This is a genomic window from Absiella sp. AM09-50 (genome assembly GCF_003433845.1).
Classification (GTDB): domain Bacteria; phylum Bacillota_I; class Bacilli_A; order Erysipelotrichales; family Erysipelotrichaceae; genus Hoskinsella; species Hoskinsella hominis.
Window position 1 is genome coordinate 112,467 of record NZ_QVFI01000008.1, and the last position, 21,918, is coordinate 134,384.

Here is a 21,918-nt window from a genome sequence, read left to right on the forward strand (position 1 = left end):
TACACTGAACAAAAAGAGAGAAAGAAGGATTTTATGAAAAAAGAGAAAGAAACGTATGTGTATCACTCGTTAAAGGAAAGGATTTTAGGGGAATATAAACTGTACCTGTTGGCATTTGTATTCATCCTGATTGCGGACAGTATCGGACAAATCAAGATTCCTGTCTGGAAGGGAACCTTTATCCTGTTTCCAATATTCTATGCGATTTTAATGGGGATCTGTTGTGGCCCAAATGTATTGAAAATCGTGAAACGTAAAGAAGTAAAAGCTGCCAGTAAATTGGTAATTGTGGCAATCTGTCCATTTATCGTAAAGCTTGGTATCAATGCAGGGGCAAGTATTGAAACAGTTATATCCGCAGGACCGGCCTTGTTGTTTCAGGAAATCGGCAACTTGGGTACTATTTTCTTAGCTCTTCCTGTAGCATTATTATTAGGCTTAAAACGTGAAGCAATCGGCGCAACACATTCCATTAACCGTGAAAGCAATCTGGCATTGGTAACGGATATGTTTGGTCCGGATTCACCTGAAACAAGAGGTAGTCTATCGATTTATATTGTTGGTGGAATGATTGGTACGATCTACTTTGGCTTTTTAGCATCTATGAGTGCTGCGACGGGTATCTTTCATCCATTTGCGTTAGGAATGGCATCCGGTGTTGGGGCTGGGATCATGATGGCAAGTGCAACAGCGTCTTTATCCGCTATTTATCCAGCAATGGCAGATCAAATATCTGCTTTAGCAAGTGCAAGTGAAACGATATCAGGAATCACAGGTATTTATGTTGCGATATTTATCGGTATTCCGTTAACGAAGAAATTATATAGTGTTCTGGAACCTCGTATATCCAGAAGAAGAGGAGAATAAGGTATGAGATTACGTGAGTGGGCTTTCTTATTTATTGTAGCTGGATGTGGAATTGCGCTGGCTAATTTTGTAGGTTTTCAAGTAGGATTGATGCAGTCTTTACCAGGGATTGCCATCTTATTGATCCTTTCTTTATGTGGTGTATTGATCAATAAAGTATTGCCATTTCGTTTACCAATTGTGGCATATTGCTCCTTATTGGGACTGTTTGCCGCATGTCCCTTATCCCCATGTCGTGACTTTGTGATTCAATCAGTAAATCAGATTAATTTTACAGCACCACTTACCATGGTGGGTGCATTTGCGGGTATTTCTATCAGTGACCAGTTAAAAGAATTTGCCAGTCAGGGATGGAAAATGATCATTGTAGGATTATTGGTTATGACAGGTACATTCTTAGGTTCTGCAGTGGTTGCGCAGGTGATGTTATCCTTAACAGGAGCCATTTAATATGTTACTAAAAGATATTGCATATCTCAATGAAAGCATGGAAGTTGTGTATCATCAGGATATCCGTATCGAAGGTGCTTATATCAAAGAAATCAAAGCTCATGGGACCTTACATCCTGTGGAAAATGAAGAATGGATGGATGGTTCTTCTCTATTGATGATGCCGGGACTTTGTGATGCCCATATGCATACGGGACAACAGCTTTTAAAAGGACGGATATTAGATGCGCAAGGGATGATTTGGAAAGAAATCATGTTGCCATTTGAGAGTACACTCACAAAAGATATTATGCGTATCAATGCACAGCTTGCGGCTTTGGAGATGATCAAAGGTGGAACCACCTCATTTGTGGAGGCTGGCAGCTACTTTATGGAAGAAGCAGCTAGTGTATATGTACAAAGCGGTTTACGTGGATTATTAACATATTCAACCATGGATGATGATCCTGCATTGCCTGATCAGATACAAGATACATGGGATAGTGCCTTAAAACATAATGATGAATTATATGATCACTATCATGGTGTTGGAAATATCAAGGTTGGATATTCTTTAAGAACGTTATTGTCTGTCAGTGAAACACTCATCCAAAATGCTTATCAACATGCCCATGAAAGAAATACGATTTTACAGGCACATATGAATGAATATCCCAAAGAAGTGGAAGGAGTCATACAAAAATTTGGTATGCGCCCTTATGAATATCTTCAGGCATGTGGTGTGTTAGATGATCATTTCTTAGGTGCACACAGCTTATTGGTGGATGAGCATGAAATACAATTGATCAAAGAAGCAGGCAGTCATATCGTGTTATGTCCATTTAGTAACTGTGCCAAGGCTTTATCGCCATATCCCAAATTAAAACAAGCGGATATTCCCCTTGCGATTGGCAGTGATGGGGCAGCACATGGAGGATTAAGTATTTGGAATGAAATGCGAAATCTTCGTTGTATGATGAATGTAACACATGGCATTGCTTTACAAGATACACGTATTCTTACATCTAAGAAACTGCTTCAGATGGCCACAGGCAATACCGCATCGTTTATGATGGAAAAAGATTTGGGATATATCAAAGAAGGAGCACTTGCGGATGCCATCTTTATCTATTATCATCAGCCACATCTTTATCCAAGTGGCAATATGCGCAATACACTTGTGGAATGTGTAAATGTAAATGATGTGATGCACAGTATGGTGCGTGGGAAATGGCTCATGAAAAATCGTGAAGTTCTGACATTAGATGAAACCGCCATTTTAAAAGAGGCAGAAACAATATATAAACAGGTCATGCGATAAGCATGGCTTTTTCTCACTTGTGTTTTTCTTGATTAAAGCGCTAAGGAATGGTAAACTTGCTGTAGAAATAGAAAGAAGGAAGCAATGTTATTATGGGGATATTAGGAACATTAATTTTAACAACGGCGATTTCCGGTGTTGTTGGCACAGGACTTGGTGGTTTGATAGGCGCATTGTTTCGCAAAGACTCCAATAAGACCGTAAGTTTATTATTGAGTTTTGCAGGTGGTGTCATGCTGAGTGTTGTTTGTTTTGATTTGATACAGGAAGCAATCGCAACAGGTACACATATTTTTATCGTTATTACATCTATTTTGACAGGTGTAGCCATTATCTATATATTAAATTATTTGATTGATAAAAGAACCAATCCAGAAGTTCCACATATCAATAAGGAGCATCCACAGACAGCTGACAACCTGGATGAATTGATACATAGTGATCATCTGGAACAGCATTATAAAAAGAAAGATAAAGGATTTTCTTTATTTATCGCAGGGATCGTCATGGCCAGTGCGATAGCGCTGCATAATGTACCAGAAGGTATGACAATTGGCGCATCTTATGCAAGTAATGATGGTGTGATGGGAAGTGCTGCACTTATGTTGGCAATTTTGATTGGTCTACATAACATTCCAGAAGGAATGGCAGTATCGGTGCCATTAATTAGTGGAGGCATGCATAAAACAAAAGCGGTTTTGATTACCGCTTTAAGTGGCGCTCCTACAATTATTGGCGCATTATTTGGATACTGGTTAGGTGATATTGGCGATTTAGGACTGGCCATCAGTCTTGGTTTTGCGAGTGGTGCGATGCTGTATGTTGTATTTGGGGAGATATTTCCACAGTCTATTCTTATGTATCGCAGTAAACGACCTGCCTTTTTTACGATATTGGGTGTCATGGTAGGCTTATTGATCATTTATGCATAAAAAAAACGCAAATTCGCGTTTTTTTTGTTATCGATAGATGAATACGCCCATAACACCTGATAATACCATCAGCGCAATGGGATTGATTTTCCATTTTCTTGCGATAAATAAGATAATCGTAAAGATAATGACAGCGGGAATCTGTAGATTTGATGTGGAAATCACACCCTCCTTAAAGAAGGCAAGTGATAAAATAATCGCAGCAGCGGCCATGATTAAACCTAAAGAACCGGCTTTTAAACCTTTTAATACTTCCATAAATATCTTCGATGTGGAAAACTTTTGAAAGATATGATAGATACCATAAGCAATCAACACCCCCATACAGATACAGCCAATGGTGGCACACAGGGCACCGGCAATACCAGCAACACGCATCCCCACAAAGGTAGAAGTATTGACGGCCAAAGGACCTGGTGTCATTTGAGAAATGGTAATGATATCTGTGAACTCCTGTGCTGTCAACCAGTGCTGATGCACAACCACCTGATCAGAAATCATGGGAATGATGGCGTAGCCTCCCCCTATACTAAACAATCCGATCTGGAAAAACGCAAGGAATAATTGTAGTAACATCATAAGGAGATCCGCCTTCTTTCTATCAACACTTTACCAACGCATATCAATGCACAAAGAATAATCAAGATCGCAACATTGATATTAAAGATATAATTTAATAAGAATACCGCAGGTGTCATCAGGGTGAAAAACCATTGTTTTTCTTTAATGATCATCGCATACATATCCACAATCAAATCCACAATCAATGCCGCAACACCTGCTTCCATTCCTTTTAATACCGCATTCACAATCACATTGTCACGAATCAGGGAATAGATAGCAGATACAATCGCCAAGATAAATAATGGTGGTAAAATCGCTGCGATACAACTTACCAGCAGTCCTTTTACGCCCGCAACACGATAGCCGGATAAAGCACTCATATTAATGGCAATCGCACCAGGAGAGGATTGAGAAATAGCCGCAATTTTCATTAATTCATCTTCATCAAAATAGCCTTTCTTTTCTACATAATATTTTTTTATCATAGGTATGACAACATATCCACCACCAAAGGTAAAGGCACTGATAAACATATTGATGCCAAACAGCCATACCAGATCTTTCATTTTATTCATAAGTATCACCTCTTATAGTATAAGGATACCATTTGACAATCCATAAATAAAATTATAATATTTTATTAGATAGATAACCTATGGGTTATGGAGGTGCTTATGGATATCCGACGTTTTCGTATTTTTCAAAAGGCAGCGGAATTGAAAAGCTTCACAAAAGCCGCAAATGAATTGTATATGACACAGCCTGCTGTTTCAAAGGCTATTATGGAATTAGAGGAAGAACTGGGAACTCCCTTATTTGAACGTTTCCCTAAAAAGGTTGTATTGACACCAGAAGGTTTAGTATTCTTGGAACGAATCAATGGCTTATTGACCCACTATGATGATGTCATTACACAGGCCGCAACCATCAAAGAGGCATCCTGTTTACGCATTGGCTCAGGCATCACCGTTGGAAATGATGCTTTACCAGCCATGATTGAAGAATTAAACAAGCGATTTCCTGACATGCAGATACAGGTGGAGATTGCATCAAGTGCACAGATTATGGAGAAAGTAAGACAGCAAAAATTGGATATTGCATTTGTGGAGGGTGTCATTGCGCAAGAGGATGTGATATGTATTCCTGTATCTACCTATCATATTTTACCTGTCGCAAGTCCTGCATTTCTCAAAGAACATCCGATTCAAAATGTGCAACAGTTATCACTACAGCCATTACTTTTACGAGAAGAGGGAAGTGCCATACGCTCTGTGGTGGACAGTGCCTTTTTATTACATGATACACATGTCACTCCTTGTTGGACATCTACCAATTCCACAGTGTTACTAAAGGCAGCGGTGGAAGGCTTTGGTGTGGCTTTTTTACCAGAAAAGATGATTTACAAGAAACAAAAACAAAAGCGCTTAGAAACTGTAATCGTGGATGATTTTGTCTTGGAGAATGTCAATCATATCGTTTATCTAAAGCATAAACATCTCAATGATGCGATGTATTCCTTAATCGAAATTGCGAAAAGCTATAAATAAATAGAGGCAAATAGTTAACAGTTTTTCTTCGTTCATGCTAAGCTAGGAATGTAAAACCATTTGGTTTTTCAAAGAAAGGTGCTGATACAATGATCGGTTATATTGGAAGCTATGCGTCAAAGGATTCTACAAGCGTCATACGTTTTACCTTTGATGAGCAAACAGAAGCATTTACAGAGATAAAAAATATCCTGCCATGGAAAGACAGTAAATATTTGTCTGTCCTAGGAAATGATTTTGTGTCAATTTTAAAGAAAGATAAGGCTGGAATTGGCCTTTGGCATATGGATTGTAAAGAAAGTGAAGAAGTCTTGGATGAAGAAATCACTTCTTGTTATGTGACACAGGATCAGGATTATATTTATACAGCAAATTATCATGAAGGAACACTTTCTATCTATGCGAAAAAGGAGCATCTGCACTTACAAAAACGTATATTGATCAAGAAGCATGCAGGATGCCATCAGGTGATTTTGTATAAGCAGTATTTGCTTGTGCCATGTCTGTTGCTAGATAAGATAATGATTTTTGATCATCTTCATGATGATCAGCTTGTAAAGGAAATAGATTTTCCAAAAGGCAGTGGACCACGACATGGAGTGATGGATACAAATAATCATTTATATTTGGTCAGTGAATTAAGCAATCAGTTGTTTATCTTCCATTTGGATGAGGAACTCCATATGGAATTGTTAAAGACGATTGATTTAGTGCCGGAAAAAGAAAAAGCGGCTGCGGCAGCCATTCGTATGAGTAAAGATGAACGTTTCCTTTACATATCTATACGGGACATCAATCAGATTCTTGTATTTGATATAAAACAAGGCGCAGTCATACAGCGAATGGAAGCACGTGGTGATCATCCAAGAGATATTGCTTTATCACCTGATGATGCCTATCTGTTCATTGCGAATCGTTTTACTAACACTTTGGTGGTATGTAAACGTGATAAAGAATCTGGATTATTGACGCTTTGTTTGAATGAAATGAAAGCAGTGGAAGCTGTAAGTATTGTATTTGAAGAACAGGAGGCAACAGTATGAATGATATCGCAATGATTGGACTTGCGGTCATGGGTAGAAGTCTTGCCTTAAATATGGCAGACCATGGATATGAAGTTGCCGCATATAATCGAAGCTATGCTTTAACACAGGAAATGATGGAAAAATATCCTCATGAACATGTACATGCCTATCAGGATTTGAAAGAATGTATCCATTCACTTATGAAACCGCGTAAAGTCATGTTGATGGTAAAAGCGGGAAAACCAGTGGATATGGTGATTGAACAACTTATACCCTTGTTGGAGGAAGGCGATATCATCATTGATGGTGGTAATTCTTTCTTTGAGGATACCATTCGAAGAGAAGCATATCTAAAAGAAAAAGGGCTGCATTTCTTTGGCGTTGGTATCTCTGGTGGAGAAGATGGTGCACGTTTTGGCCCAAGTATCATGCCTGGAGGAAATCAGAAAGCATATGAAGAAATACGACATATATTAGAAGATATCTGTGCAAAGGCAGAAGATGGCAAAGCCTGTTGTACATATATCGGAGAAAATGGCGCAGGTCATTATGTGAAAATGGTACACAATGGAATTGAATATGCAGATATGCAGCTGATTGCCGAGGCTTATTTGTTATTGAAACATGCAGGTGGATTTGATAATAAAGAAATTCATCAAATCTTTGAAGCATGGAATGATAGTGAATTAAACAGTTTCCTGATTCAGATCACAGCGGATATCTTTAAGGAAAAAGATGATCTAGGTAGTGGTGAGCTGTTGGATAAAATCGTTGACAGTGCAGCCCAAAAGGGTACGGGGCGATGGACTAGCATAGAAGCTTTAAAACAAGGTGTGGATATCTCAATGATTACAGCATCCTGTAATGCACGAATCATGTCGAATCAATTGAAACAACGCCAACAGGCACATGCTGTATATCCATCACAAAAGATTGCTATTCAGCATGATCAAAGTTTTGTGGATGATGTAAAAGATGGCTTATATACCGCTAAGATTATTGCTTATGCGCAAGGCTTTGACCTTTTAAAACATGCGTCCAACACGTATCAATGGAATCTTTCCTTTGGTGAAATTGCATCGATATTTCGGGCAGGATGTATCATTCGGGCACAGTTTTTAAATGATATTATGAAAGCATACGCAAGAGATATAAAATTATCCCATTTAATGATGGATGAATTCTTCTCATCACAGATACAAAAGCATCAGGAAAGTCTGCGACGTATCACTTCACTGGCGATAGAAAAAGGAATCGCAGTACCGGCTATGAGCAATGCAATTTCCTATCTGGATATGTTTTCATCTACACATTTGGGTGCTAATCTGATTCAGGCACAGCGTGATTACTTTGGCGCACATACGTATGAAAGAATTGATCAGGTGGGATCTTTCCACCATGCATGGGGACATGATCATGAATGATCTGACGCTTACCATCTTTGGAGGAACCGGAGATCTGACCTATCGAAAACTGCTGCCGGCATTATATAATCTATATGTATCGAAACAGGTTGTGAATATACGAATTGTCATTGTTGGAAGAAGAGCGTATGATCATGAGAGCTATTGTGAAGTGATAAAACCATGGATCAAACAGTTTGTTCGTCTGCCATATCGTGACCAGGCATTTCAAATGTTCTGTGATCAGCTTTCCTATTATCAGATGGATTTCACAGATGAACAAGCATATCTGCCTTTACAAGCGTTTTATCAAAAACATCAGATGAATCATCATATTTTCTACCTTGCGGTGGCACCACGTTTCTTTGATATCATCGCAAAAGGCTTACACCATGTCACAAATGCAAATATGGGAAGTGTTGTTATTGAAAAACCTTTTGGTGAAGATCTAATTTCTGCCAAAGCTTTAAATAAAGAGCTGGAAGCATTCTTCACAAAGGATCGTGTCTATCATATCGATCACTATCTGGGCAAAGAAATGGTACGAAATATTCAGGCCATTCGTTTTACGAATCCTATATTTTCAAATATATGGAGCCATGAATATATTGAACATGTACAAATCAATGCCATGGAAGAAGTTGGTGTGGAGAATCGTGGATCCTATTATGATCACAGCGGTGCTTTAAAAGATATGGTACAAAATCATCTCTTTCAGATTTTGAGTATCATTGCGATGGAGCCAATGAATCTTTACACACGGGATGAAATGCATGCTCGTCAGCTACAAGTATTAAAACACCTTCGTCCTGTTTCTAACTTGAATATCGAAGATACCATGGTATTGGGACAATATTTTGATTATCAGAAAGAACCATCTGTGGCAAGTGATTCCCAAACGGAAACATATGCAGCACTACGTTTATTTATTGATAACCAACGCTGGCAGGATACACCTTTCTACATTCGTACGGGAAAGAAACTGGATCGAAGAGAAATGGAAGTCATCATCACATTCAAGCGTGTTATGCCAGATGTGGATCCTAATATATTAATCATTAAGATACAGCCAAATGAAGGCGTCTATGTAAGATTTAATATCAAGAAGCCAGGCAATAGTGAAGACATCGTGCCAGCCAGTATGGATTTTTGTCAGAGTTGTTTAGATATCAATCGTATCAATACACCAGAAGCTTATGAACGCCTGTTGCTTGCTGTAATGCAACAAGACAGCTCATGGTTTTCTAAATGGGATCAGATTGAAGCAAGCTGGCAATATGTTGAAGAACTAAAACAACGATATCATAAAGAAAACTTGCCAATATATGATTATCTTTCCTACAGCAGTGGACCACAAGCCGCAGATGTGTTACTATCAAAACATCAGCACGCATGGCAGAAAAGCAGCTAAGGAGGACATATGGAAAGAAAAATTGTGACCGTTACGATTGATCGAAAACTAGGCAGCAAACACCCGCACTTTGATATGATCTATCCCATCAATTATGGATATATCAAAGGAATCATGGGTGGTGATGGTGAGGAACAGGATGCCTATATCGTTGGGGTAGATACACCATTAGATTCATTCACAGGAGAAGTGATCGCGGTAGTAGAACGCTTTAATGATTGTGAAGAAAAATGGGTTGTCGCACAAACAGGCAGTGAATATACAAAAGAAGAATTAGAAAAATTATTAGAATTTCAGGAAAAATATTTCCAGCATGAAATTCATGTGATGGATAAGTAACATTTTCATTAAAACTTGTGTGAATCATAGTATTTCTAATAGCGAACATCCACATCGCAGATGATTACACATCCTATGAACAAAAGAAAAGGCTGATTTCAGCCTTTTTGTTTGTTCATTTCCTCTAAATATTCCCTTGCGCTTTCTACATAATACGTACTATTTCCCTTTTCAATGATTTCATCAAATAGCATTTTTGCCTTTTCCTCATCCTGCAACATGTAGTAACAATACGCTTCCTTGCTTATTAAACGAATGGTATCCAGTGTTGTTTTCATAGATAGAGAATGAATCTGTGCTAATGCTTTTTCATATTCCATCCGACGAATATACTTATCTGCCTCTAAAGATATTAACAGTTTTTGCGCATCATCCTGATACTTTGGATATTTTTTCGCATAGGCGTCAATCACAGCTTTATCCTCTTCATAAAACTGTGGGAAATATGCCTCACGTTCATGTTTACTCATACTTGCATAATGATAGACTACTCGTAAGTTCGCATGATTTAAATACGTATTTTTATGCTTTATCAAATCTTTGATTCTTTCATGATTATCCTGTTCACGTAAAGAAGTCATTAATATATATTCTCCAAACATCGTTTCTATTTTATGATGATCCAACAGATGATCCATAATCAAAGTCATACGATAAGGATCACATCGTTTATATAATAAATCCTGTGCCATATGATGAATATAAGCATTGATTTTCAACGTAAACAAAAAACGATACAGGATAATGGATACCATCGCCAATCCAAGCGACAACAAGTCATTTTCAAATACCATCCAACAAAGGATATTTACCCCTAAAAAAAGAAGTAATAAAACGATTCTTAATCGATTGACATATTGACTATATCCACGAATCTTTTCTTTACATGTGAGATCTTCAATCTCATCAAAAGCAAGTGCCTCATCATCTGCCTTGATAATGCCGCCACCACCAATCGTAGATATCTTATACGTATCCCATTTTCTAATCAGCATCAAAAAGAAATCCACTAATAATAATGGAACTAAGCTTAATACACCTAAAAAGACAATGACAGGAAATCCTAGAAAAGCAATGCATGCGCCCATGATAGATTTTCCAGTAAATTCTCTGACACGTATCCAGTTAAAGAATAGATAATACCCATTCACCAGTCCACCCATGACAATGACAGGCGCTAATACATCTAAGATAGTGAACGTATCCATATATGGTGCACTTTGAGAAAATAAGTATGCTTCACCAGCTCCAATGACACCGCCAATCAGGCATAGAAACAAATGAAACCGAATATTGATTTTCATATCCAGGACCCCTCTCTTATGATTTTATTATACACCAACACATAAGAAAAAAGTGATTTTCTGATGAGGAAAACCACCTTATATTTTTACATATTTATTTAAAAAATCATCTATGCATTGCCAATATTCTTCAGGGCGCAGTTTATCATTGCTCGCATGACGACCGCCTTTGATAATCATTTTTTCCTTTTGACCCGGGCATACAGCATACAAATCCTCCATCATATGCATGGAAATAAAGCTATCATGATCCCCATGTAAAAATAACATCGGTACCCTTGCATGTGATACATGTTTCATACAATCCACATCAGATATACGATAGCCCGCCTTGATTTTTAACACTAAGGATAAACAAAAGATTAAAAATCCACTGGGAACTTTTGGGACCATACGTTTCACAATATGGGTTAATTGTCCTTTCAATGTGGAAAAGCCACAATCTTCGATAATAGCACGAATCGGATAACCTTCCACATCCGCACACATCATCACACTGGCAGCACCCATGGAAACACCATATAATAAAATATCGCTGGCGCCTTGTTTCTCTAATTCTTTACACCAATCTAAAATATCCAAACCATCCAAATAGCCAAATCCTACAATGTTGCCATCACTTCTTCCATGCCCTCTTAAATCAGGCAATAATACATTATATCCACGCTCATAAAACTGTCGTGCCTGAGAAATCATATCTTCCAAACGCCCCATATAGCCATGAACAATGACAACCCATGCATTTCCTTTATTTGAGATGGTGCCGGCATGAAGCTTTAAACCATCTTTTTCCATTGTGATATGACGCACAAACTTATTTTGAAGATACCAGTGGTCATCACTTGTTAAAGTGTCGTGAGGGTTCACCGATATAAAAGGCTTTTCTGATTTCGCATCAATAGCTTGATGGAAAAAATATAACCCAATCCCAATACATATGATAAAAAATATCAATAGGATACATAAAATAATACTATATACGTTCATGTCGTTTGATTCCTTTCTTTCCTTTTTTATATTCCCTTTGCAGGTAATCCAAATGCGTACCTGGTGTCACAAATCCTCTTAAATTTTAAGATATCACTGCTAGAAGCACCCAATACCTGATCAACGAATTTTACACAATTACTGCCTAATACGAAATATTTACGATAATCCTTTGTATATTTATAGAAAGAAACTTTTGTCGCTAGATACAATTGATTAGTAAATTGAGAATAATCATGATCTGGATCATTTATAATATCAGGATACCATGGAACGCTGTTTTCATAAAGTGCTGAAATCCTGGCATGTATTTCTTTAATCTGATGTGCTTCTAATCAAAGTCCAAACGCAAAAATTGTGTTCTTTTCATGTTCAATACAAAAAGGCAGATAGAGAGCTTCATCAAAGATAAACATCACACCATCTCCTATAGCCTCCATCATTTGAAAGCTATGATAATCATAGTTCCCATATGAGTATACCTTATGATCAATACTGAAATCAATATGTCCTATCATGCCAAATCCTTTTTTTGTCGCATGGATATATACCATCATATCTGGTGTACCATCTTTCTTTTGATCATGTAATCCTAAGATACACAACACATATGCACTTAAGGCATACGTCATCACATCTATATGCTTTTTATCATGAATAAGCCCTTCTACACTATTATGGTACAACTTTTTATAAGGTACCACAAGGGATGCTTTTCATTTTACAACATAAAAAATATACATGTATTTGATTGTGATAGTATGCTAAAATAAAACTGCTGATTGTGAGGGGATGACATGCCAAAAGAATTAGATGTAAAAAATACCATTTTAGAATCCAAACGATTGATCTTAAGAGGATGGCAAAAAGAAGATCTTGATGATTTATATCAGATATTCACAGATCCTGCCATTTCAGAAATGTCTGGATGTCCCACCATATCCTCCATGGAAGAAGCACAGGCGTTAATGAAGATGTTTCAGGATATGAATAAAGTATTTGCCCTTGTCTGGAAAGAAAATGGCAAAGTAATCGGTTCACTTGATTTAGAAACGCCACAATTTGATTTCGGTGAAGCATACAAAAATGCCTATGGAAAAGATGTTGGATGTATCCTGCATCAAGATTACTGGGGTAATAACATTATGGTAGAAGCTACTGATTTGATGGTTGATTATTGTTTCCAACAGCTACAATGTGATTACATGTGTTGTGGCCATTTCGAAGACAATCCTCAATCAGAACGATTAATTGAAAAAATGGGATTTCATTATCAACGGGATGTGATCTTTCATCCACAAACAGGAGGAGAAAAAGCTGGTAAGCTTTATTTATTAGATCGAAAGGAAAAGGAATATGAGAACAAAAGCTGAAAATATTGAAATGATTAAACAGTTTTCAAATGCCAATGGTGTCAGTGGCTTTGAAGATGAAGTTGTATCACTCGCAAAAAAATATGCGCCACAGAACAGTGTTGTAAAAGAAGATCATTTAAGAAACACACATATCTATCAAACAAAACAAACACAGAAAAAACCGCTTGTCTTGATTGATGCGCATAGTGATGAAGTTGGTTTTATCATACAGGCGATAAAACCCAATGGTACGATGGTATTTTTACCATTGGGAGGATGGGTGCCAGACACCATTCCTGCCTCAAAAGTACGTGTAAAAAATGCAGAAGGTAAATATATCAGTGGTATTGTAGCCGCAAAACCACCACATTTTATGAAAGACCGGGAACATCCAGAAAGCTTGTCCATGCAGGAAATGGTCATTGATGTTGGTGCCACAAGCAAAGAAGAAGTGATTAATCAATTACATATTCATATCGGTGCTCCTGTCGTACCAGATGTCAGCTGTACCTATGAGGAAGAACGTGACTTATTTTTAGGTAAAGCATTTGATTGTCGTATAGGATGTGCCTGTGTGATGGAAACATTAGCTCATATCCAAAATGATGATGTAGAAGTCATTGGTACACTATCTGCTCAGGAAGAAGTTGGTGAACGAGGCATGAATTTAGTCACAAAAACCATTCATCCAGATATCGCCATTTGTTTTGAAGGCTGTCCTGCAGATGATACCTTTCAGGAGGATTGGATGATACAAACAGCACTTCGTAAAGGGCCAATGCTACGTCACTTTGATAAAAGTATGATCACCAATCCAAGATTTCAACGCTATGCATTAGACTTAGCGAAACAATTAGGCATCCCATGTCAGGAAAGTGTCAGAAGCGGTGGCGGTACCAATGGTGCTATGTTGCATGTGTCAAATAACGGCACACCTACGATTATCATTGGTGTACCTGTTCGATATATCCATTCCCACCATGGATTCACCACTTATCAAGACTTTGAAAACAGTGTAAAACTGGCATATGAAATCGTAAACCGCTTAAACAAATCACAAATTGATACCTTCTAATAATCCTGCTGATTTAGCAGGATTTTTTTCTGTTTATCGCATGATATAAACAAGCATTTCATATACTGTAACTGGTGAGAAAATGAAAAGAAAACATTATATCCTGGGCATCGCCATGGTCGCAACCATATTGGCATCAGCCTGTATGTTGTCACATATCCAAAGCATCAATGCATCAAGAACCTATCATTCTTTATCGGGCGTCAGTATCATTTTGGACCCCGGACACGGTGGAAAAGACGATGGTGCTAGAGCGGGCAATGTCAAGGAACAGGAAATTAATCTAAAAATCGCAAAGAAACTGGAAACACTCTTAAAAAACAACGGTGCCAGTGTCACTCTTACAAGAACTGGCGCCTATGATTTAGCCAGTGCAAATGCCACCAATCGTAAAAGAGAAGATATGAAAAAACGCATGGAAATCATCAATGCAGATAAAACAGACTTATTTCTAAGCATTCATTTAAATGCATATCCCAATACATCCGTAAAAGGGGCACAGGCATTTTATGAAAAAGATAATGAAGTATCCAAAGTATTCGCAGATATCATACAAAAGAATTTCAAAAAATTAACAGGAACTAATATGACAAGTAAAACAGGTGATTATTATATCCTGAATAATGCAAATAAAATCGGTTCACTTGTGGAATGTGGATTTCTATCGAATGATGAAGATCGAACAAAACTAGTAACTGATGAATATCAACAAGATATCGCAGAATGTTTATGCAACAGCGTTTTAGAATATTTCAGTTTTCTATCGTAAAAATGTTAAGTTTTATTAGCATAATATATCATTTAAGCAACAAATTATATTTACTTTTTCATAGATAAGAGTCATACTGTATATGAAAGAGGTTACACTGTAACTGTTAAATGATTTATACTTTTATTAATCATGAACTCTCACAACGTGTAATTGTAAATGAAGCCTGTTTGAATATAAAAGTAAACAGGTTTCATTTACTAGCTTTTGATAATAGGGACAGTATGAAGAGGGTGAATTTTATGAAAACTGTAAAAGCAGGAAAAGTCTTATTGATATTACTAATCTTAATAGCGCTGAATGGATGTGCAGGTAAAGATAAGACAAAAGAAATCGTATGGTACATAGAACAAGGCAGTGAATCATGGATTGATTCTGAAGAAACATATAAAGCAATATCTAATGAGAGAATTGATGCTGTTAATGAACGATTAAAAGAAATGAAAACAGGCTTGAAATTAGTGATAAAGCAATATCCAAGACCAGAAAGTCTGGAAGGTTTTTCTTTGAATAATCAGAAAAAGTTAGTAAGTAATATAATATCTAAGGATGAAAATGTGGATATCGTACCTTTTAATCAAACATATATCTCAGCACTAGAACCATTAGATACTTTATTTGACACAAAAGAAGGCAAGGATTTATCACAATATTATTCACAAAATCAGTTAGATACAGAAAAGCTTAATAATCAAATATATTTAGTGCCGAAAATAGTCTACCCTTTGGAAACCTTTTACTTATTTATAAATAAAGACTATTATCAAGCTCATAAAGAAGCGATAGATCATGTCATACATCAACCTTTAGAAGTGTTAAAATATTTTAATGAAAATTATCAGAATAAAAAGGATTGGATATTAAGTCAGCGTTTTAATTTAGAAACATATATCGCGGATAAATATCAAAATATTAATAATACGGGTCTATTTATAAGAAAAAAAGATCATAAAGTTGTGAATCCTTATGAAGAACCATATATTTTAGATACTATAAAATTGATTTCTGATATGAGGTGGAAAGGCTTTACTGGTGCAGATTTAAGACAGGAGGATTTAAACGATATTATATCAAAAGATCAAGTTGTTATGGATGGCTCTCGTGGATTTACACAACGCCTTAAACAGAAAGAAAAAGATGTTCGTTTGGATATGACAAAAGAATATTATGCATACGTATCAGGATTTTCTATGTTAAAGGACAGTAAACAAAAAGAAGATGCATTTCGATTAATGGCGATATTAAATACAGATAAAGAGTGTTCAACAATTTTACAATTTGGTACAAAACCAGAGCGTAATGCTTCTGGAAAAATCATAGATCATGCACATTATACAAATAGTAGTTGGAATAACTTTGGTAATAACATGATTATAGAATCTTCTGAAAATGAAGTAGATAATAAATTAGATTATTTTAAAAAACTGGAAGAAGGCGCAAATATTACCAAAGAAGAATTATTGCCAAGCTTCTTTGATTTATCAAATGTTAGTGATAAACTGGATCAATTTGATAATATTAGAATGGCTACAGCAGATGGAGATGCAGATGTCATTGGATGTATTGCATGTAATAAGGGAGATACTGTAAAAGATACAGATACATTAATGAAGGATGTAGAAGAAGTAAATCAGAAACTAAAGAATGCAGGAATTGATCAAGTTATACAAGAACTACAAAAACAATTAGATGAATGGCTTCAAAATGAAACTGGAAATTAAGCAACTGATAAAAAATTATGGATCATTTACTGCATTGGATCACATATCGTATACCTTTGAAAATGGAATTTATGCATTGTTGGGACCAAATGGCGCAGGAAAATCGACGTTTATGAATATTCTGGCGATGCTGCTGAAAGAAACACAAGGAGAAATTATATTAGATGGAAAACCTTTAGTGAAACAGAAAAAGAGTTTTTTAAATATGTTAGGCTATATGCCACAACAACAATGTTTATATGAAGATTTTACATTAAAGGATTTTATGTACTATATTGGCAATTTAAAAGGCATGAAGAAACAGGAAATCATTTCCCGTAGTCAATATTTGGTAAAAGAAGTAAAACTAGAAGATGTTTTCTATAAAAAGCTATCAGCCTTTTCTGGAGGAATGAAACAGCGTGCAATGCTTGCGGCAACCTTGATCAATGACCCAAAGATTTTAATTCTAGATGAGCCAACAGCTGGGTTAGATCCAATGAAACGAATGGAAATGCAAAATATGATTGCGAGTTTTGCGAAAGATAAAATCGTTTTAATTGCGACGCATGTTGTCAGTGATGTAGAATTCATATCTAGTAAATTCATCTTCCTAAAAGAAGGACATATTATTTTACAGGGAGATCGTATTAGTATATTAGAATGCTTAGATCAAAAGGTAAAGGAAAGAGAAATAACAGTAGAAGAATATCAGAAATATAAGCAGGCAAATATCGTCAGCTCTATCTATTATCGTCATGATAAATTATTTGCCAGAATCATTGATGATCATCAGGAATATTCAGGAGAAGTGGTCACACCAGAAATCAGTGATGTATATTTTTACTTGTTCAGGGATGAAAAAGATGCTGTATTATGATTTAAAGAAAACACTCCTGAATAAGAAAAGTTTATGTCTGATATGTTTGCTTTTGATATTTCAATTTGTACTATTCGTTACTGTTCAGCAATCCTCATCCATTTATCAGAAAGATTATCAGACACTACAGGAAAATATAAAAGGCATGCCTTTGTCAGATGCTGCTGATTATTTAAAAAAGATGGAATTACAGTCAAAGCTGAATGGAGATCGTATAAGTGATCAAGAATGGAAAGAGGCAGTGTCACAATATGGAAATGATGTGCTTTCTCAATTAGGGAAAGAAACATATGATTTAAAAACAATCCAGCGACTGCAGGATGAAGTGAATTATCTAATACAATATCCTGCATATTATCAAAGCATTGTTCAGGATCAAAAAGAAGAAATTTCTCTTTTCCGTAAGGATAATCATTTCATAAAAGAACGGCAGGTCGCAATCAAAAAACATTATGAAGGTAAGAAATTAGAGGCGGGTACTTCCACAAAAGGTACATATGGAATAGAATTAATATTAAATGATTATTTTGTAGATATATTTATCGCAGTATTCATGATTTATATGACATATATACAAGTAGATAAAGAATATCAGTCAGGCAGGATGTCTTATATCAAAGCTACCTCTAAGGGAGGGCTATGGAATTATTTAAGTAAATATGCTTCATTGGCAATATCAATGATTGTATTCATGGCACTTTCCTACCTTGGAATGTATGTGATTCGTGGAATACAATATGGGTTTGTGAATATACAACAGCCAATACAAAGTGTTATGATGTGCGCTACAACACCAATCAAATGTACGATTATACAGTTTTTATTACTGATGTTGATCATGCGCATATTGGTATTTGCATTCGTGGAAATGTTACTGCTTGGTGTTTCGACGTTCTTTAGAAAAACAATGATTGGCAGTGGTTTGATTGCGATATGTGTATGTATCAGCACATTGTTATCTAATTTTACCGCAGATAAAAACAGCTTACTTGCATATCTTTCATTATCACATATTTTACATCCAGAACTAGATTTTATTCGTGTGAGCTATATTTCTATTTTTTCACACGCAATATATTACACCTGGCTGTTGATTTGTTTAGCTGTATTGATTTGTTTGATTTTTGCTGGTTCTTATTATGCATATATTACAAAAGAATATAAACAAAAAACGATAGAGATACCAGTATATGATAAGCATTTTCATTCTTTGTTATTTTATGAAGCAAAGAAGTCTTGGCTAAAAGGCGCTGGCGTCTTGTTTGCATGCCTGCTGCTTATGCTTGTATCATTTGATCTTTCTAATATACATACATTATCCTATCAAGATGATCGAATTATAAATTACTATATTGATGAATTTGGCGCATCACCAACAAAAGAAACATATCAAAACATCGAAAAAGAAAAACAGCGTTTTGCGGATATTGAACAAAAACTACTTTTATCAAATAATGAAACAGAAAAAACGCTTCTTTCTAAAGAACTTTCCACGCAGCGTACATTTCAAGAATATTGTCAAAAAATAGAAATGATAAAAAATGATGAGTCAAGACAGGTATTAAAAGAAGATCAGACTAGAATGTTTTTTGATCAATCAAAAGAATTCGCAAAATTACTGGTATTCTATATACTGATGATGGTGCTGATGTGTATGCATACATACGCAAAGGAAAAAGAAAGTGGAGTTACACTTTACCATAAAACAACAATGATTGGTATTAGAAAAACACATACGTTAAAATATATACAATTAAGTGTTGGCTTTACACTTCTATGGTGTTACATCAGCATAATGATTTTCCTGCATAATAAGCAAATGTATCCAGACGTTATGTTGAATGTCGCAATGCATGATTTACAACAGTTCTTTACATCTCCGTTTACAATGACGATTATGCAGTATTTAGTTATACAATTTATATTAGAAATCCTTGTAATTCAAGCATTATTATATTGTGTTTTATATTTGTTTTCACGTATTAAATCTGAAAAAGTCACAGCGATTGTACTGTTTCTTTTGTTAAGTGTACCATTATTGCTTTGTATCAATGAGGTTTATCAAGCACCACTGTTCATGTGCCTTTTTTATCCGTTTTTAAATATTAAAAAAGCACTTATTGCTTATATATTCATACTTATTGTATTTATACTATGCAGAATAAAGAAAGTGAGGGATATTCATGCGTAAGATATTATGTGTATTGTGTTTGTTATTGGTTTGCTGTGGATGTTCAAATAAGGAAAAGAAAGATAGTGAAGCTTATGTAATTGATGCATTTCCTTCTGTATCTGAACAAGGCGTCTATCATATTGTAAAAGGAAAAATAGGAAATCAACTATATTTTTATGATGGAGAAACGAATCAAGATGTACCACTTTGCGCAAAACCTAATTGTGACCATAATAATAATCAATGTGAAGCATACCTGATTACACAATATAAAGATACAGTCATGAATTATCCGCCAATGCCTTATGAAGGAAAGCTTTATGGTGTTTATATGAATATGCAGACAGGAAATAATTATTTATGTTCTATGGAAGAAGATGGAAGTGATCGAAAAGAGATATTAAAACTTACAGATGGGGCGATTGCATCTTTGATGATTTATAAGAATAAAGCCTATATTTGTTTAGAAACATTTGAACATGATGAAAATGGAAAAATCGGAAGACTTGCAGAAAATTATCTTACATATATTGGAGATTTAACTAATGGAAAACTCACGCAGTTAGATTTAGATGAAGACAGTATTGTGAATTTTGAAGGTGTTTGGGATAAGCAAGTGATGTATATGACAATAAAAGAAGAAAACGATAATGTGAAAGGTGTATTAATGAGCTTATCAGAAGATGGAAAAGAAAATAAGGTATTTTTAGATAATATGTCAACTTTGAATGCTTTTTTGTACAAAGGAAGTATTTATAGTAATGATAATCAACAAATTAAAAAATTAGATTTAAAAACGAAGGAAGAAGCAGATGTCTGTCAGGTTCATACAGATGGTTGCACATTGGATTCTGGTGTAAATGATCCTTTTGGACTCATGCGTATTACATGTGTGAAAGATAACAAGTTTGTAAAAGAAATATATGTAGATTTAGAAAAGAAACAACAAGTGTCCATAGAGGGTAACATTTATACAAAATATAAAGATGGCTATTTAGTGATGGATGAACAAGGACTTTTAAAATTTGTAAATGAATAACTTCACCTAAAATAGTTAAAATTTCAAAATAGTAAAAATAAATGTTGACAAACAAAAACTCCTATGGTATTATGTACAAGCATTCGATGGAACATGGGCCTGTAGCTCAGGTGGTTAGAGCGCACCCCTGATAAGGGTGAGGTCGTTGGTTCAAGTCCATTCAGGCCCACCATCGAATTTAAATATACATGGGGTTTTAGCTCAGCTGGGAGAGCACCTGCCTTGCACGCAGGGGGTCATCGGTTCGATCCCGATAAGCTCCACCAAATTTAAAACGAATCTCGATAGGTTATCGCTTATCGGGATTTTTTTGTTCGGTAATTCGATGACCAGACATTGAAATAGAACGATAAATCGCTTATTATAAAATTTTTCAAAAAATTATTAAAATTAAAAAAATAGTGTTGACATATAAAAAACATCGTGGTATTATAATCAAGCATTCGATGGAACATGGGCCTGTAGCTCAGGTGGTTAGAGCGCACCCCTGATAAGGGTGAGGTCGTTGGTTCAAGTCCATTCAGGCCCACCATCGAATTTAAATATACATGGGGTTTTAGCTCAGCTGGGAGAGCACCTGCCTTGCACGCAGGGGGTCATCGGTTCGATCCCGATAAGCTCCACCAAAATTTAAAACGAATCTCGATAGGTTATCGCTTATCGGGATTTTTTTTGTATAGATATCAGATGACCAGAAAAGATGAAAAGAGTTTTTAAAATCTGGTATAATTAAGAAAAATGACAAAGAAAGACAACTATATTAAAGTCAAGTAATAAATTATGAAATAGTATGAAATA

Annotated in this window: 21 protein-coding genes and 4 tRNA genes; 20 read left to right on the plus strand and 5 right to left on the minus strand. The window is 35.8% G+C overall.

From position 1 onward, the window contains the following. Positions 1 to 33 precede the first annotated feature (33 nt). The 4 genes from DW114_RS09265 (at position 34) to DW114_RS09280 (ending at position 3,549) form a co-directional block, all read left to right on the plus strand. Positions 34 to 867 (plus strand): DUF3100 domain-containing protein, encoded by an 834-nt coding sequence (locus DW114_RS09265; protein WP_117453469.1) that lies wholly within the window; start codon positions 34 to 36, stop codon positions 865 to 867. Between the two features lie 3 nt (positions 868 to 870). Beyond that, on the plus strand, positions 871 to 1,317 hold the full coding sequence (locus tag DW114_RS09270) for a hypothetical protein (RefSeq protein ID WP_117453470.1): 447 nt from the start codon (positions 871 to 873) through the stop codon (positions 1,315 to 1,317). 1 nt (position 1,318) lies between these two features. Further along, positions 1,319 to 2,617 carry an amidohydrolase family protein gene (locus DW114_RS09275; RefSeq protein ID WP_117453471.1) on the plus strand — a complete coding sequence of 433 codons (1,299 nt, stop codon included), beginning with the start codon at positions 1,319 to 1,321 and terminating at the stop codon, positions 2,615 to 2,617. Positions 2,618 to 2,709: 92 nt separating this feature from the next. Then, entirely contained in the window at positions 2,710 to 3,549 is an 840-nt protein-coding gene (locus DW114_RS09280; protein ID WP_117453472.1) for a ZIP family metal transporter, read from the plus strand. A 27-nt stretch (positions 3,550 to 3,576) separates the two neighbouring features. On the opposite strand, the gene DW114_RS09285 is transcribed toward DW114_RS09280, so the two are convergent. Continuing rightward, positions 3,577 to 4,128 carry a chromate transporter gene (locus DW114_RS09285; protein ID WP_117453473.1) on the minus strand — a complete coding sequence of 184 codons (552 nt, stop codon included), beginning with the start codon at positions 4,126 to 4,128 and terminating at the stop codon, positions 3,577 to 3,579. Continuing rightward, complete coding sequence (locus tag DW114_RS09290) at positions 4,125 to 4,688, minus strand: chromate transporter (protein WP_117453474.1); 564 nt, start codon at positions 4,686 to 4,688, stop codon at positions 4,125 to 4,127. Before DW114_RS09290 ends, DW114_RS09285 begins: the two co-directional genes overlap by 4 nt. Positions 4,689 to 4,787: 99 nt before the next feature. On the opposite strand from DW114_RS09290, the gene DW114_RS09295 reads away from it, so the two are divergent. From DW114_RS09295 to DW114_RS09315, 5 genes are all read left to right on the plus strand, one after another. Next, on the plus strand, positions 4,788 to 5,660 hold the full coding sequence (locus tag DW114_RS09295; protein WP_117453475.1) for a LysR family transcriptional regulator: 873 nt from the start codon (positions 4,788 to 4,790) through the stop codon (positions 5,658 to 5,660). A gap of 89 nt (positions 5,661 to 5,749) precedes the next feature. Further along, a complete protein-coding gene (locus DW114_RS09300; protein WP_117453476.1) occupies positions 5,750 to 6,703 on the plus strand; it encodes a lactonase family protein in 954 nt (317 codons plus the stop codon). Then, positions 6,700 to 8,109, plus strand: a complete 1,410-nt coding sequence (gndA, locus tag DW114_RS09305; protein WP_117453477.1) for an NADP-dependent phosphogluconate dehydrogenase — start codon at positions 6,700 to 6,702, stop codon at positions 8,107 to 8,109. Before DW114_RS09300 ends, gndA begins: the two co-directional genes overlap by 4 nt. Further along, a complete protein-coding gene (gene zwf, locus DW114_RS09310; RefSeq protein WP_117453494.1) occupies positions 8,102 to 9,499 on the plus strand; it encodes a glucose-6-phosphate dehydrogenase in 1,398 nt (465 codons plus the stop codon). Before gndA ends, zwf begins: the two co-directional genes overlap by 8 nt. 9 nt (positions 9,500 to 9,508) lie before the next feature. Then, positions 9,509 to 9,838 (plus strand): inorganic pyrophosphatase, encoded by a 330-nt coding sequence (locus tag DW114_RS09315; protein WP_117453478.1) that lies wholly within the window; start codon positions 9,509 to 9,511, stop codon positions 9,836 to 9,838. Positions 9,839 to 9,936: 98 nt separating this feature from the next. On the opposite strand, the gene DW114_RS09320 is transcribed toward DW114_RS09315, so the two are convergent. From DW114_RS09320 to DW114_RS09330, 3 genes are all read right to left on the minus strand, one after another. Continuing rightward, positions 9,937 to 11,142 carry a tetratricopeptide repeat protein gene (locus DW114_RS09320; RefSeq protein ID WP_117453479.1) on the minus strand — a complete coding sequence of 402 codons (1,206 nt, stop codon included), beginning with the start codon at positions 11,140 to 11,142 and terminating at the stop codon, positions 9,937 to 9,939. 78 nt (positions 11,143 to 11,220) lie between these two features. Further along, positions 11,221 to 12,129, minus strand: a complete 909-nt coding sequence (locus DW114_RS09325; protein ID WP_117453480.1) for an alpha/beta hydrolase — start codon at positions 12,127 to 12,129, stop codon at positions 11,221 to 11,223. Positions 12,130 to 12,464: 335 nt separating this feature from the next. After that, positions 12,465 to 12,761 carry a hypothetical protein gene (locus DW114_RS09330; RefSeq protein ID WP_117570402.1) on the minus strand — a complete coding sequence of 99 codons (297 nt, stop codon included), beginning with the start codon at positions 12,759 to 12,761 and terminating at the stop codon, positions 12,465 to 12,467. A gap of 165 nt (positions 12,762 to 12,926) precedes the next feature. On the opposite strand from DW114_RS09330, the gene DW114_RS09335 reads away from it, so the two are divergent. The 11 genes from DW114_RS09335 (at position 12,927) to DW114_RS09385 (ending at position 21,746) form a co-directional block, all read left to right on the plus strand. After that, a complete protein-coding gene (locus DW114_RS09335) occupies positions 12,927 to 13,502 on the plus strand; it encodes a GNAT family N-acetyltransferase (protein ID WP_117453482.1) in 576 nt (191 codons plus the stop codon). Continuing rightward, entirely contained in the window at positions 13,486 to 14,559 is a 1,074-nt protein-coding gene (locus DW114_RS09340) for a M42 family metallopeptidase (RefSeq protein WP_117453483.1), read from the plus strand. Before DW114_RS09335 ends, DW114_RS09340 begins: the two co-directional genes overlap by 17 nt. 82 nt (positions 14,560 to 14,641) lie before the next feature. Further along, positions 14,642 to 15,328: an N-acetylmuramoyl-L-alanine amidase gene (locus tag DW114_RS09345; protein WP_117453484.1), complete on the plus strand. Its 687-nt coding sequence runs from the start codon at positions 14,642 to 14,644 to the stop codon at positions 15,326 to 15,328. 242 nt (positions 15,329 to 15,570) lie between these two features. Continuing rightward, positions 15,571 to 17,049, plus strand: a complete 1,479-nt coding sequence (locus DW114_RS09350; RefSeq protein WP_117453485.1) for a DUF3502 domain-containing protein — start codon at positions 15,571 to 15,573, stop codon at positions 17,047 to 17,049. After that, the gene (locus DW114_RS09355; protein ID WP_158552224.1) at positions 17,033 to 17,908 is read left to right on the plus strand and encodes an ABC transporter ATP-binding protein; all 876 of its coding nucleotides are present in this window, start codon (positions 17,033 to 17,035) and stop codon (positions 17,906 to 17,908) included. The genes DW114_RS09350 and DW114_RS09355 overlap by 17 nt, the downstream gene beginning before the upstream one ends. Next, complete coding sequence (locus DW114_RS09360) at positions 17,895 to 20,099, plus strand: hypothetical protein (protein WP_147322623.1); 2,205 nt, start codon at positions 17,895 to 17,897, stop codon at positions 20,097 to 20,099. The genes DW114_RS09355 and DW114_RS09360 overlap by 14 nt, the downstream gene beginning before the upstream one ends. After that, positions 20,092 to 21,120, plus strand: a complete 1,029-nt coding sequence (locus DW114_RS09365) for a hypothetical protein (RefSeq protein WP_117453488.1) — start codon at positions 20,092 to 20,094, stop codon at positions 21,118 to 21,120. The genes DW114_RS09360 and DW114_RS09365 overlap by 8 nt, the downstream gene beginning before the upstream one ends. Positions 21,121 to 21,215: 95 nt before the next feature. Next, a tRNA-Ile gene (locus DW114_RS09370) sits at positions 21,216 to 21,292 on the plus strand. A gap of 18 nt (positions 21,293 to 21,310) precedes the next feature. After that, a tRNA-Ala gene (locus tag DW114_RS09375) sits at positions 21,311 to 21,386 on the plus strand. Between the two features lie 189 nt (positions 21,387 to 21,575). Beyond that, positions 21,576 to 21,652, plus strand: a tRNA-Ile gene (locus DW114_RS09380). 18 nt (positions 21,653 to 21,670) lie between these two features. Further along, positions 21,671 to 21,746: transfer RNA gene (locus DW114_RS09385), tRNA-Ala, on the plus strand. Positions 21,747 to 21,918 lie beyond the last annotated feature (172 nt).